Below are 13,736 nucleotides of genomic sequence, written 5' to 3'. Positions count from 1 at the left end.
TGAATATGGATGCCAACGATATTTTAGACTATTGCCTTGCCAAAAAGGGAGTTACGGAAATTTTTCCGTTTGATAACGAAACACTTGTGCTGAAAGTAGATACCAAAATGTTTTTACTGATGGGTCTTGAAAGACAGCCATTAGCAATCAATGTAAAAACAGATCCGGAGTGGAGTGCAGAGCTTCGTGAGCAACATCCTCAGATCACGGGCGCGTATCATATGAATAAAACCCATTGGAATTCTGTAGCAGTAGATGGACTGAAAAGAGATTTGATCTTTAAACTTATTGACCACTCCTATGATCTGGTTTTTAAATCTCTGACAAAGAAAGCTCAGAATGAAGTAAATTCTTTATAGTAAATAAAATAAATTGAGGTACGGTATTTGTTATCTTTCACCAGTGAAATAATATATTTAACATTAATAAAATAAATAACAAATGAGAAATCGCCTTTTATTATTCGTAGCAGCTGGGACAATAATGCTTTCAAGCTGTACCAATCCGGTAAAGAAAAGTACTACAGAAACTCCAGCTCCCGAAGTCTCCACAGCAGAAACTTCTTCTGAAAATCTTAAAATAGAATTTTCAGGAGCGGATAATTTTACCATTAAAAATCCAAAACTAAAGGTTAGCCTGTACGGAATGGATGAAAAACTGGCTGATGCTCCTGCAAGCTTAATTACAGAGAAAGAATTTGAGCAGAAATCTGTGCCATTCACCATTGATCTTCCGGTACCTAAAGATGCTGAAAGTAAGATCAATCCAAAACCCGCAGGTCCTGCAAAATACTATGTAACCATAAGCTGGGATTCGGATGGAAACGGAAAAGCAGATGAAAAAGGAGATATCTTCATTGATTATGACAAACAGTTCCCGAATGTGAAACTGACAAATGAACCTCAAAAAGTATACTTAAAAGTATTGAAATAATTAAAAAAAGGCTATTCATCGCCGAATAGCCTTTTTCTATATTTTAAAAATCGAATTTTTCTGTTATTCTTTTATCCTCATCCAGTCTTTCAATCAGTTTTTCAAGACCTTCAAATTTGATTTCATCATGAAGAAAATCCCTGAAACTTACCGTAATCTTTTCTTCATAAATATCATCATCAAAATCAAGGATATAAACTTCCACAGTTAGCTTTTCACCGTTTACCGTTGGATTGGTTCCCACGCTCAGCATTCCTTTATACTGGTTGCCTTTTACGAATACTTCTACAATATAAGCTCCTTTTTTAGGTAATAGCTTGATGGATTCAGTATCAATATTGGCAGTTGGATATCCAATGGTTCTTCCAATCTTTTTCCCATGAACTACAGTTCCTGAAACGGAGTAGGAGTATCCGAGCATTTCGTTAGCTTCTTTAACATTACCTGTTAATAGGGCATTACGTACTTTAGTGGAACTGATATTATTTTCATGAATATTAATCGCTTCCATCTGTTCTACTTCAAAATCAAGTTCTTTTGATAATTTCTGAAGAAGCTCAAAATTTCCGCTTTTATTTTTTCCGAAAGAATGATCGTATCCTATAATAAGGTACTTTACATTAAGTTTGTCAATTAAAATCTGACGTACAAACTCTTCCCCTGTCAGGTTTCTGAATTCTTCATCAAATTCTTTCAGGAACAAATTATCAATGCCATATTTTTCAACCAGCTGTTTCTTTTCTTCCAGTGTATTGAGAAGCTTTAAATCTTCATTAGGATTAAAAACAAATCTTGGATGAGGCCAGAACGTAAGGATTGCTGTTTCCAGATTATTTTCTGTACCTATTTTAGTCAGTTCATCGATAATACTCTTGTGCCCTAGATGCACCCCGTCAAACATTCCTAAAGACAATGCTAAAGGCTTCTGTGAGGAGTAATCTGTAAAATTCTTGAAAACTTTCAAAACGGAAAAATTTTGATTGCAAATATAAAACCTTTATTTTTAATGTAACGGAGGGAATCTGAAAATTTGAAAATGAAAAATTTTGAAAAAAATCCTACATTGTATGATACTATAATAATAACAAATTAGTGAATTGCAAATTTGCTTTTAAATATAATGATAAATATTGAATTTTACCTAGTAAATGGCAAACTCATTCATCTCTTCAAAAGCATGATAAAAATCTTTTTTTTACCAATTGCGGGTTTATGAAGAATCACTATATTTGCACCAAGAAAAAATTTAGCAATGGCAAACCAAATTAAAGGTAAAATTTCTCAAATTATTGGTCCGGTAATCGACGTTGTCTTCACAGATGTGGAAGCTGTTCCAGCAATCTATGACGCGTTAGAAATTACAAAAGAAAACGGTGAAAAAGTAGTTTTAGAGGTAGAACAACATATTGGCGAAGATACAGTAAGATGTATCGCAATGGACGCTACTGACGGTCTTAAAAGAGGGCAAGACGTAATTGGATACGGAAATCCTATTATGATGCCTATCGGAGAGGCAGTAAACGGAAGACTATTCAACGTTGTTGGTGATGCTATCGATGGACTTCAAGATATTTCTAAGGATGGTGGTCTTCCAATTCACAGACCAGCTCCAAAATTTGATCAATTATCAACTTCGGCAGAAGTTTTATTTACAGGTATTAAAGTAATCGACCTAGTTGAGCCTTACGCAAAAGGAGGTAAAATTGGATTGTTCGGTGGTGCTGGTGTAGGTAAAACAGTATTGATCCAGGAGTTGATTAACAATATTGCAAAAGGACACGGAGGTCTTTCTGTATTCGCCGGAGTAGGTGAAAGAACGAGAGAAGGAAATGACCTTTTGAGAGAGATGTTGGAATCAGGTATTATCAAGTATGGTGATGATTTCATGCACTCTATGGAAAACGGAGGTTGGGATCTTTCTAAAGTAGACTTAGAAGCTATGAAAGATTCAAAAGCTGCATTCGTTTTCGGACAGATGAACGAGCCGCCAGGTGCAAGAGCTAGAGTAGCACTTTCTGGTCTTACATTAGCTGAGTACTACAGAGATGGTGGAGAAAGCGGACAAGGTAGAGACGTACTTTTCTTCGTAGACAACATCTTCCGTTTTACACAGGCTGGTTCTGAGGTATCTGCACTTCTTGGTCGTATGCCATCAGCGGTAGGTTACCAACCAACGCTAGCTTCTGAAATGGGTGCGATGCAGGAAAGAATTACTTCAACTAAAAATGGTTCAATTACTTCAGTACAGGCGGTATACGTACCTGCGGATGACTTAACTGACCCGGCTCCTGCAACTACGTTTGCTCACTTGGATGCAACTACAGTACTTGACAGAAAGATTGCTTCATTAGGTATCTATCCAGCGGTAGATCCACTTTCTTCTACTTCTAGAATCCTAAACCCTGAAATTTTAGGTAATGATCACTACAACTGTGCTCAAAGAGTAAAAGAAATCCTTCAAAGATACAAAGCGCTTCAGGATATCATTGCCATCCTTGGTATGGAAGAACTTTCTGAAGAAGATAAAGCTGTTGTATACCGTGCAAGAAAAGTTCAGAGATTCTTATCTCAGCCTTTCCACGTAGCAGAGCAGTTTACAGGTATCCCAGGATCATTGGTAGACATCAAAGATACCATCAAAGGATTCAACATGATTATGGATGGTGAATTAGATCACTTACCAGAAGCAGCTTTCAACTTGAAAGGAACCATCGAAGAAGCTATCGAAGCAGGACAAAAAATGTTAGCTGAAAACGCTTAATAATTAGACATAAAGATAACAGATACAAGACATGAGACTTTAAGGTTGTCTGAAATCTGAAATCTGAAATCTTCAAATCTAAATTAAAATGAATATAAAAATTTTAACACCAGAATACGTAGTTTTTGAAGGAGAAGTAGACTCAGTATTATTGCCTGGAAAAAATGGTGAATTTCACATCATGAAAAACCACGCAGGAATTGTTTCTTCTTTAATCGGAGGTGATGTAAAGCTTTTTGCTAATTCTATTGATGAGGCATATGCTAAAAACTTCACTAAAGAAACTGGAAAAGACTCTGTTTTTGCTTATGCTATCAAAAGCGGTGTTGTAGAATTTAATCATAATAAAGGTATTATCCTTTGTGAATAATTAAATGAAAAGCTAAATATATTTTCAAGAAAGTGTAACTTTGTGTTACACTTTTTTTATTTATGTAAAAGTCTGATGGTATGAAGAAAGGCATAATCATATTCTTTACAGTTCTGGGTGTTTTCCTCCATGCTCAGAATATTAAAACCAAGAGAGGAATTATTAATCTTGACGGTATTCCGGTAGCTAAGCTCTCCAACAAATCCAGCGAATATACTTTTATGGATTTAAAAGAGACTCCGCTCTATACGATAAAATTCATTGATAAAAGCATCGTTGATTCTGTTCGGGACAGCTATATCAGTGTCAACAGAGTATACAACAGGGATAAAACAATCGAAATTGATTATTCATCACCTTCTGCATTTTCCGGAGAAGAAAAATCTGCCGTCTTTACCTCAGTTAAAGATCTTAAAATCATTGATAACAAAGGAATCAATGTCAAAAATCTCGATGAACTTTTCTCCAATGTACCTAAAAGAAAACTGGATACTAAAACGAAAGATGCGTATGCCATCCGAAAGAAAATTGATAAAATGAATATTGAGGTCAATAAAGTAGGAGAGATCCTTAGTAATGGTGTTCCGGTAGGATATTTTACGAATCTTCCTGTAAGTTTTGGCTCAGAAGATACCATCATGGATAAGACCCCAATAGATATTGAGATTTATGATGCTAAGAGTAAACTTATCGGTAGATATATTACGACCACAAAGCAATTAAAAACAGCTGGCGGGAAATCTTTTACCATATACAAGGAAATGTCCGGAAGAGCTTCTATCTTAAAATTTCCAACTTATAAAGCACTTGCAGAACGCATGGCTATTATGGATCCCAATTTTATTAAAATACAGGAAAAAGTATCGGTGGGTACTGTAACAAAAGAGACTCCTAATTAATTTATCTGAGAAAAGAAATTATTTATTATCAATAGGAACGGGCTAAAGCCCGTTTTTTTATTAAAGATTAATTTTCATCTGGCTTTGGCCCAAACTTATATAATCGTACTTTTACCACCCCGTCAAAAATTCTTTGAATTTTCGCCACCCCTCCAGAGGATGGGAATATTTTGCCGTTCCATATATGGTAGTCAAAAGTTTGGATTTGATTCCTTCGGTATGAAATATAGAAAATTTTATTCTCTCAAATAAAAATCAAGATCTGTGTAAATCCGTGAAATCTGTGGGAGATTATAATTTAATAGAAACAGGTGTTATTCGTTCAAAAAAATAAAAATTCTGCAATTTTGAAAATCCCTGAGAAAAAAGTGGAAATTTTTATAAACTTAAAATTACTCCATTTTCCTTCAATTGTTGTATCGGTTTTGAGAACCAGAATAACTCAAAATCATCGAAATTTTCTTCAAATTGATTCTTAAGTTGTTGAATTGTAGGTTTTTTAGAATTTTCAATAGCATTCTCTTCCAATACATTCATCAGCCATTCTGCCTTTTCCTGTTCCAGCTCAACCTTTACAATATTGGTTTTTAAGTGGAATGTAAGAAGCGTATACGTACCAGAATATTTCTTTTTATTTTTTACGCGATTCTCAGCGATTACATTTTTGGTCAAAAAGACAACTTTTGAATTTGCTTTCAGACTGAACTGTCCATCTTCTAAAAGACAGTCATGAATATAATCCGGATGAATGGTAGTCCTTGGAATTTTAAAATCAAACCACTCCTGAAGCGGAAGTTCGAAATTGACTCCATGCATATAATTGAACAGAGATTTTTTTAATCCGAAGCTGAACTTGTTGTGATCGATTCCGGTTTTATCTTTAAAGTCAATATCATTATTGGCAAACAAAATTTCCTGTTTTACCGGAACTACTCCAAAATCTTCCGGGCTCATTCCAACGGGTGAGTGAGCAGTCATCGCAAACTGATGCCAGAAACCACTTTGAAGAATTCCCATCTCAAACATCTGTCTAATCATTTCCAGAGAATCTACCGTTTCCTGAACCGTTTGGGTAGGGTAGCCATACATCAGATAAGCATGAACCATAATTCCTGCTTCTGTAAAGTTTCTTGTTACATTCGCTACCTGATCTACAGAAACTCCTTTATCTATTAACTTCAGCAATCGGTCACTGGCTACTTCCAGACCACCGGAAACCGCAACACATCCCGAAAGTTTCAGGAGATAACATAAATCACGGGTGAAGCTTTTTTCAAAACGGATATTGGTCCACCACGTAACCACAAGATTTCTTCTGAGAATTTCCAGAGCAACCTCTCTCATTAAGGCAGGTGGTGCCGCTTCGTCTACAAAATGGAATCCTGTCTCACCGGTTGTTTTGATTAATTCTTCAATTCGGTCTACCAGAATCTTAGCAGAAATAGGTTCATAGATTTTAATATAGTCTAAAGAGATATCACAGAATGTACATTTTCCCCAGTAGCATCCGTGCGCCATGGTCAGTTTATTCCATCTTCCGTCGCTCCATAAACTGTGCATCGGATTGGCAATTTCGATAACGGAAATATACTGATCAAGTTTTAAATCTGTATAATCAGGAGTTCCTATTTCAGACTGTTTGAAGTCATGCCTTTTAGAATTGTTTTTGTAGACAACTTCTTTATTTTCGAGAAGAAAAGTTCTTTTAAACTCTCCTTCCTCAGGTGTAATTTCTAAATTCTGGTAAAGAAGTTCCAGAGGAAGTTCACCATCATCTAAAGTAATAAAATCAAAAAATTCGAATACTCTCTGATCTTTGACTTCTCTTAATTCCGTATTGGGAAATCCTCCTCCCATAGCAATTTTAATGTGAGGATAATGCTTTTTGATCCATTGGGCACATTTGAATCCTGAATACAAATTACCAGGAAACGGGATGGAAAAACAAACAAGCTTTGGCTGAACAGCTTCAATTTTTTCCTTAAGAATTTTTAAAGTGAACTCATCTATAAATGTAGGTTCACCAGATAGTTTAGAATATAATTCATCAAAAGAATTAGCACTTTTTCCAAGGCGTTCTGCATATCTGCTGAAGCCAAAATCAGCATCAATATTTTCTACAATATAATCGGAAATATCTTCCAGGTACAAAGTTGCCAGATGCTTGGCTTTATCCTGAAGTCCCATATTTCCAAAAGCAAATTCCATATCATCCAGCTGGTTGAAACGGGAAGCTTCGGGAAGGAAATTCATGCTGCAGATCTGTCTTGCCAGTGTAGGAGTTTTATCCTGTAAAAAAGTAATGACCTGATCTATTGTTTTTAAATATTCCTCTCTTAAGGCATAGATTCTCTGAGAGTTTTCAGAGGTGTTCTGGAGGTCAATTTCTTTACTGAAAACCTTCTGGATTCCGTCTTTTGAAAATAATTCCAAGATAACATCGATCCCCAAATCTACCTGATAGCTTGAAATATTCTTGGTATTTAAAAATCCTTTTATATAAGCTGTTGCAGGATAAGGAGTATTAAGTTGGGTAAACGGCGGAGTAATAAGAAGCAGGTCTTTCAACAGAAATTTTTTGCAAAGTTATTCCAAAGTTTTTTTAGAAAAAAATTTTTTCCCCTGATTATAAACAGTGAAGAAAAGTCTTTAGAGATATTGCATTTTATTACTATTCGATTTTCTTAATTCTTCTTATTTCCAATCTATGGGAGCAGCAAAGTATTTTAGAATAAATTAGAAGGTTTATTAAACAAAGCATCCGGAGAATAGCTGTCAATAAATGTTAAGAAAGCATCTTCGTCAAAATATCCGTCTTCATCAAGAATTTCAGCTTTCAGCAATCCGATTTCACCAGGTTTTTCAAGGCTTATATTTTCAATAAACTTTCCGGTTTTCCCTGTTATTTCATTATGGAAACTGATCAAGTATCTGGAATAAATATTTCCTTCAGCCACCGTGTAATGTCCATTTTCTGCAATGAGAGAAGTCATAATGCTTCCTCCGATGTATGTTTCATTATCATTCCCCGAAGCACCAAACAATACTTTTGAGGTCACATTTCCGGAGCAATATAATGAACCGTTGACGATAATATTTTCAGCCTGTATATTACCGGTAACAATAAGAACAATATAGTCTTCCACAAACAGCTTTTTGGATAACTGAAGGTTTCCTTCTATAAGAATTATTTTGTATCCTTCATCTTCAGTGGTAATTAATCCAAGAGAAATGCTGTCTTCATTTTCTATGAGAACTATTTCGGGTGCATTCTCCTCATTGTTGATATACAGAGAAGCATCTTTGATCTTTTCTGCTGTTTCATCATCCAGCATTTCGAGAAATTCGGCAAGACTTTCTTCATCTAAATAGCTTTCACTGAAAAAATTATTTTCCAAAGCTTCATGAGCGATGCTATATAGATTTTCCGATTTATCTTTAAGCTTTTTATATAATTGATCTTTGGTGAGTTTCTGCAATTCTTTCATCGGTTTTTAAAAGTATATACATTGGTCTGACAGGAGAGGAAATACCTATTAATAGACAGATGCAATATAGTCAGATAAATTTTGTTATGCCAGAAAGTAAAGGATTTATTTTATTAAATATATTCAGACATAATATTTTTTTATCTTAATATGATATTATTTTATCAATAAACTTATTTATACGACTCCTGCGTGGTACTTTGCTATTTTTGATACAAAAAAGAACAATATTAAATTAGTGTTTTGATATTGATTTTTCAGGGTCATTTATCTATATAATGTTCAGTTTTTTTGATATATTGTAGTAATGATTTACTCAAAATCTATATAATAACTACATTTTATTTACGATGCCAAAAGAAACCGCTCCACTTGTAGAATATTTTAAAAGTTATATCCCGCTTTCAAAGAAAGAAATTGAGGTATTGGATGAACGGTTTGTTGAAAGAAGAATCAAGCGAAAACAGTTTATTCTTAAAGAAAACGAGATCTGCCAATATTATACGTTTGTAGTTTCAGGATGTTTAAAAATGTACAATATAGATGGTAACGGAGAAGAACATAACCTTCAGTTTGCTGCAGAAAACGACTGGATTGTAGATATAGACAGTTTTCATAATAAAAAGCTCAGTAAGCTATACATTGCAGCTCTTGAAACTTCCATTGTTCTGCAGATTGAGAAGAATGATCTTTGGTTTCTTTACACCTACTATCCCAAATTTGACAGGAATTTCAGAGTAATTATTGAGCAAAAATTTATTGAACTTCAAAACCGGGTGCTTCAGAATATCAGTGCTACGGGAGAAGAAAAATATGAGTTTTTCCTCAAACATTATCCTCAGCTGGCGAATCGGCTTCCCAATACACAGATTGCTTCCTATCTTGGAATCACACCACAGTTTTTAAGCAAAATCCGGCAGCGAAGAATAAAAAACTAATTTTTATATGAAACTAGTTTCATCATTTGCCTTACCAAATGTCAAGAAGAGTTCTTAAACTAGTTTGTCTTTTTTTGAATGGCTTTCCCACTAATTTTGACATAGATAATTTATTAAAAATCAAAAGAAAATGGAAACATTAAAAAAAGTGGCCGTTATTGGTCTTGGTAATATTGGAAAAGCAATTGCAGGTGATTTGGTTAATAATAGCCGTAACGTGATTGTAGCATCAAGAAATGATGAAGAGTCTGCGGGTTTTGCACAGCACTCGAATGGTTTTGCCCAAAGTATGGATATTGATCAGGCGATCAATACCGCGGATATTATTATTCCGGCAATATGGTTTGGAGCTTTCAAAGAATTTTTCAATGATCATGAGGAGCTTCTGAAAGGAAAAATCATTATTGACGTATCCAATCCTATTGCTCCGGATGGAAATGGAGGATTTAAAAAGATTATCGGAGAAAAAGAATCTGCAGGAGAACTCAACAGAGCTGTGCTTCCTCAGGGAGCTAAGCTGGTAAAGGCATTTGGAACATTGGGTGCAGGAAGTCTTGCGGGAGCTTCCAACAATAATCCTGAAAAAGCAGTATTGTTTTATGCTTCAGATGATACCTCAGTTGACAAAGATATAGAAGATGTTATTAGAAATGCAGGATTTGATCCTTTAAAAGTAGGAGGGATTGATCAGTCGATCCGTATTGAAGTTTTTGGAGATCTGCATGAATTTGGAGCACTGGGAAAAACAGTAAGCCTTGCAGAAGCTCAATCAAAATTATAGAAACATTTACTAAAGTTATACAAAAGCCGGACTGATAAAGAAGCCCGGCTTTTGTATTATAATTTATAATGGCTACACATGGCCTATTTTCTTTTGATCACCAATTACATTAAGAGTAACTCCGAAAAGAATTAAAGTAATCCCGATGAGCAAATTGGGAGTAAATTTTTCATGAAACATCAAGACACTGATCAATACAGCGACTACAGGTTCCAAAGCTCCTAAAATAGCAACTGGAGTAGAACCTATATATTTAATAGCAAATACCAGACATAAGCTGGAAATAACTGTAGTAAGAAATGCAAAAATAAGGAAGTTAATAAAAATTTCTGTTGATGGAATAGCAAACGATTCATTTGCCATCAAAGCTTTGGTCATAAAGAATATTGAGGTGAAAAGCATAGAATAAAACGTAAGCTTAAATCCTGAAACTTTGATATTCGATTTGTTGACAATGACCATATATAATGCATAGAACAATGAACTAAGCATGACAATTCCCAATCCTGCAAAATTGATTTCCAGTCCGTTTCCTTTTAAACATAAAACAATGACTCCAGCGAAAGCAAGAAGTAAAGATGCTCCCGATAGTCTGGTCAATCTCTCTTTGTAAAAGAAAAGCATGATGAGTGCTACAATAATTGGGTAAATAAATAAAACGGTAGAGGCAATTCCTGGCGTGAGGAAATCATATCCTAAAAACAGAAACTCCGAAGAAAGGGCATAGCAGATTCCAAGGATGGCCAGAATTAAGGCTTCTTTTTTATTGATTTTAAAACTTTCTCTGGAATACAGCAAATATCCTCCCACCATTAAAGCTGAAAAGAAAAATCTGTAAAACAGCGTGATGTCCATTGAAAAGTGTGCCTGCTTAACAGGCAGGATAAAAATAGGAATCAAACCATATGAAACGGCTGATAAAATTCCCAGTGTGTAACCTCTAAGTTTCATTTGCTTTATAGTTATTAAACAAAAAAGCCACTGAATCAATCAGTGGCTTTTTTTATTTTTAAGATTAAATCGGTTTAAAACTTAATCCTTGTTCCTGCAGTAATTTTTGTTCCTGCTCTTTGTAGTAGCCACCTACTAATTTATCATGAATTGCTTCAAACGCTGCCAGAGTTTCATTGATCTCTGCATCGGTATGAGAAGCGGTAGGAATAAGCCTTAAAAGAATCATTCCCTTCGGAATGACCGGATACACCACCACGGAGGTGAAGATACCGTAATTCTCTCTTAAATCTTTTACCAATAGAGTAGCTTCTACAGGAGTTCCCTGCATCATTACCGGAGTTACACAAGTATTAGTGTCTCCAATATTGAATCCTCTTTCTATAAGTCCGTTCTGTAGTTTGTAAACATTCTCCCAAAGTTTCGCTTTGATCTCAGGTCTTGATCTCAATAGCTCCAGTCTTTTTAATCCTCCGATTACCATTGGCATCGTAAGAGATTTTGCAAAGATTTGTGATCTTAAGTTGAACTTCAGGTATCTGATGATTTCTTTGTCACCCGCAAGGAATGCTCCGAAACCTGCCATAGATTTAGCAAAAGTTGAGAAATAAACATCAATCTGATCATTACAGTCCTGTTCTTCACCTACACCGGCACCTGTTGTTCCAAGTGTTCCGAAACCATGAGCATCATCTACTAAAAGTCTGAACTGATATTTAGATTTAAGATCGCAGATCTCTTTGATTTTTCCTTGTTGTCCTCTCATCCCGAAAACACCTTCCGTAATTACAAGGATACCTCCTCCTGTTTCTTCAGCTACTTTGGTTGCTCTCTGAAGATTCTTCTCAAGACTTGCCATATCATTGTGCTTGTAGGTAAATCTTTTACCGGAATGAAGTCTTACTCCATCCACGATGCAGGCATGAGAATCCATATCATAAACAATAACATCATTTCTGCTTACCAAAGCATCAATGGTAGAAACCATTCCCTGGTAACCGAAATTCAATAGATATGCTGATTCTTTTTTTACGAAGTCTGCCAATTCTCTTTCCAACTGAAGGTGCTGATCTGTTTCTCCAGACATCGCTCTTGCTCCCATTGGGTAGAACATTCCATATTCTGCAGCCGCTTTTGCATCCGCTTCTATAACTTCAGGATGATTACACAATCCTAAGTAGTCATTGGCACTCCAGAAAATTACTTCTCTCCCCTGAAATTGCATTCTCGGGCCGATAGGTCCCTCTAATCTTGGGAAAATAAAATAGCCTTCACCATAATCTGCAAATTGTCCAAGTGGTCCTGGATTTTCTTTTATTCTTTCAAAAATATCCAACATTGTATCGTAATTTTTAAGTAAAAAAGCCTTTTTTGTCTGAACACGCAAAAGGCTTTATTTGTATCGTGATTTTATTCGTTCTTATTTGATAAACTCCGTTTTGAAAACTTCGTCGTAGTTGTGAACACAGTTGTTGACAAATCCCTGTTCCGCCATCCATTTATCACTGTATACTTTAGTGATGTATCGGGAACCGTGGTCAGGATATATTAAAACAACTATATCATTTTCTGTAAGCTCATGAGACTGGGCATACTGCATCAATCCCTGTGTTACAGCTCCGGTAGTATAACCTCCCATAATAGCTTCTTTCAAAGCAATTTCACGGGTTCTGTACGCGGACATTTCATCATTTACCCTTACAAACTCATCCACCTTGTCAAAAAGCAGGGCAGAAGGGATCAGGTTTTTACCCATTCCTTCGATCTGATAAGGATGTACATCTTCTTTATGAATTTCTCCTGTCTCGTGATAGCTCTTTAGAATAGAACCATCAGCATCAACACCAATAATTTTGATATCAGGATTTTTTTCCTTCAAGAATTTGGCAGAGCCGGACAGCGTACCACCAGTTCCTGTACAAGCGAAAAGGTGAGTGATCTTACCTTCTGTCTGTTCCCAGATCTCTGGACCTGTCGTCTGATAGTGTGCATCAATATTAAGTTCGTTAAAATATTGATTGATGTAAATAGAATTAGGGGTTTCCTGAGCGATTCTTTTAGCTACTTCATAATATGATCTCGGATCATCCGCCGGTACATTGGCCGGGCATATATACACCGTGGCACCCAATGCTTTCAGATAAGCAATTTTTTCAGGCTTTGTTTTATCACTTACTGCAAGAATACATTTATATCCCTTAATGATACATACCATCGCAATAGAAAACCCAGTATTACCGGAAGTAGTTTCTACAACTACAGAATCTTCTTTTAAAAGGCCTTTTTTCTCTGCGTTCTCTATAATATGAAGTGCGATTCGGTCTTTGGTGGAATGTCCAGGATTATATGATTCTAACTTGGCGTATACGGTTGCTGGAATATCTTTTGTAACAGTATTTAGCTTCACCATAGGAGTGTGTCCTATTAGGCCAAGAATATTATCGTAAACATTACTCATTATTTGTTATTTTCAATAAAAATCTGACTGCAAAAATACAAAAAAATAAATAATTACTAAACTTTTGTTTGATTTCTAGGATATAGTTTGTAAAAAAATATTTTAGTATTTTCAGTTTTGACACGAGTATAATCGCAAATACTACGCCAAAATTTTT

General features: G+C 35.4%; 13 protein-coding genes. 7 read left to right on the top strand and 6 right to left on the bottom strand.

Annotated elements, in window-relative coordinates:
* Positions 1 to 5: 5 nt before the first annotated feature.
* Both ACMA47_RS13630 and ACMA47_RS13625 read left to right on the top strand, forming a co-directional pair.
* Positions 6 to 359, top strand: a complete 354-nt coding sequence (locus ACMA47_RS13630) for an MmcQ/YjbR family DNA-binding protein (RefSeq protein WP_413930205.1) — start codon at positions 6 to 8, stop codon at positions 357 to 359.
* 82 nt (positions 360 to 441) lie between these two features.
* Complete coding sequence (locus ACMA47_RS13625; protein WP_413930204.1) at positions 442 to 933, top strand: hypothetical protein; 492 nt, start codon at positions 442 to 444, stop codon at positions 931 to 933.
* Positions 934 to 976: 43 nt separating this feature from the next.
* Here the strand turns inward: ACMA47_RS13625 and ACMA47_RS13620 are convergent, their stop codons facing one another.
* Complete coding sequence (locus tag ACMA47_RS13620; protein WP_413930203.1) at positions 977 to 1,897, bottom strand: bifunctional riboflavin kinase/FAD synthetase; 921 nt, start codon at positions 1,895 to 1,897, stop codon at positions 977 to 979.
* A 288-nt stretch (positions 1,898 to 2,185) separates the two neighbouring features.
* Between ACMA47_RS13620 and atpD the strand changes: the two genes are divergently transcribed.
* From atpD to ACMA47_RS13605, 3 genes are all read left to right on the top strand, one after another.
* The gene (gene atpD / locus ACMA47_RS13615) at positions 2,186 to 3,694 is read left to right on the top strand and encodes a F0F1 ATP synthase subunit beta (protein ID WP_034697748.1); all 1,509 of its coding nucleotides are present in this window, start codon (positions 2,186 to 2,188) and stop codon (positions 3,692 to 3,694) included.
* 88 nt (positions 3,695 to 3,782) lie between these two features.
* Positions 3,783 to 4,064 (top strand): FoF1 ATP synthase subunit delta/epsilon, encoded by a 282-nt coding sequence (locus tag ACMA47_RS13610; RefSeq protein ID WP_034697749.1) that lies wholly within the window; start codon positions 3,783 to 3,785, stop codon positions 4,062 to 4,064.
* 80 nt (positions 4,065 to 4,144) lie between these two features.
* Positions 4,145 to 4,963 (top strand): hypothetical protein, encoded by an 819-nt coding sequence (locus ACMA47_RS13605; RefSeq protein ID WP_034697750.1) that lies wholly within the window; start codon positions 4,145 to 4,147, stop codon positions 4,961 to 4,963.
* Between the two features lie 378 nt (positions 4,964 to 5,341).
* On the opposite strand, the gene ACMA47_RS13600 is transcribed toward ACMA47_RS13605, so the two are convergent.
* Together ACMA47_RS13600 and ACMA47_RS13595 are read right to left on the bottom strand one after the other, a co-directional pair.
* Positions 5,342 to 7,531 carry a B12-binding domain-containing radical SAM protein gene (locus ACMA47_RS13600; protein ID WP_413930202.1) on the bottom strand — a complete coding sequence of 730 codons (2,190 nt, stop codon included), beginning with the start codon at positions 7,529 to 7,531 and terminating at the stop codon, positions 5,342 to 5,344.
* 158 nt (positions 7,532 to 7,689) lie between these two features.
* Positions 7,690 to 8,451, bottom strand: a complete 762-nt coding sequence (locus ACMA47_RS13595; RefSeq protein WP_413930201.1) for a hypothetical protein — start codon at positions 8,449 to 8,451, stop codon at positions 7,690 to 7,692.
* A gap of 350 nt (positions 8,452 to 8,801) precedes the next feature.
* Here ACMA47_RS13595 and ACMA47_RS13590 point away from each other — a divergent pair, with 350 nt between their 5' ends.
* Both ACMA47_RS13590 and ACMA47_RS13585 read left to right on the top strand, forming a co-directional pair.
* A complete protein-coding gene (locus ACMA47_RS13590) occupies positions 8,802 to 9,389 on the top strand; it encodes a Crp/Fnr family transcriptional regulator (RefSeq protein ID WP_413930200.1) in 588 nt (195 codons plus the stop codon).
* Between the two features lie 130 nt (positions 9,390 to 9,519).
* The gene (locus tag ACMA47_RS13585; protein WP_413930199.1) at positions 9,520 to 10,170 is read left to right on the top strand and encodes an NADPH-dependent F420 reductase; all 651 of its coding nucleotides are present in this window, start codon (positions 9,520 to 9,522) and stop codon (positions 10,168 to 10,170) included.
* 72 nt (positions 10,171 to 10,242) lie between these two features.
* Here ACMA47_RS13585 and ACMA47_RS13580 read toward each other — a convergent pair whose 3' ends face one another.
* From ACMA47_RS13580 to ACMA47_RS13570, 3 genes are all read right to left on the bottom strand, one after another.
* The gene (locus ACMA47_RS13580; protein ID WP_413930198.1) at positions 10,243 to 11,121 is read right to left on the bottom strand and encodes a DMT family transporter; all 879 of its coding nucleotides are present in this window, start codon (positions 11,119 to 11,121) and stop codon (positions 10,243 to 10,245) included.
* A 64-nt stretch (positions 11,122 to 11,185) separates the two neighbouring features.
* The gene (locus ACMA47_RS13575) at positions 11,186 to 12,457 is read right to left on the bottom strand and encodes an aminotransferase class I/II-fold pyridoxal phosphate-dependent enzyme (RefSeq protein ID WP_185103739.1); all 1,272 of its coding nucleotides are present in this window, start codon (positions 12,455 to 12,457) and stop codon (positions 11,186 to 11,188) included.
* An 84-nt stretch (positions 12,458 to 12,541) separates the two neighbouring features.
* Positions 12,542 to 13,579 carry a PLP-dependent cysteine synthase family protein gene (locus ACMA47_RS13570; RefSeq protein ID WP_034697765.1) on the bottom strand — a complete coding sequence of 346 codons (1,038 nt, stop codon included), beginning with the start codon at positions 13,577 to 13,579 and terminating at the stop codon, positions 12,542 to 12,544.
* Positions 13,580 to 13,736: the final 157 nt, after the last annotated feature.

Origin of the sequence: Chryseobacterium sp. T20 (genome assembly GCF_047345655.1) — a bacterium.
Lineage (GTDB): Bacteria > Bacteroidota > Bacteroidia > Flavobacteriales > Weeksellaceae > Chryseobacterium.
This window is presented reverse-complemented; position numbering and strand designations above follow the sequence as displayed.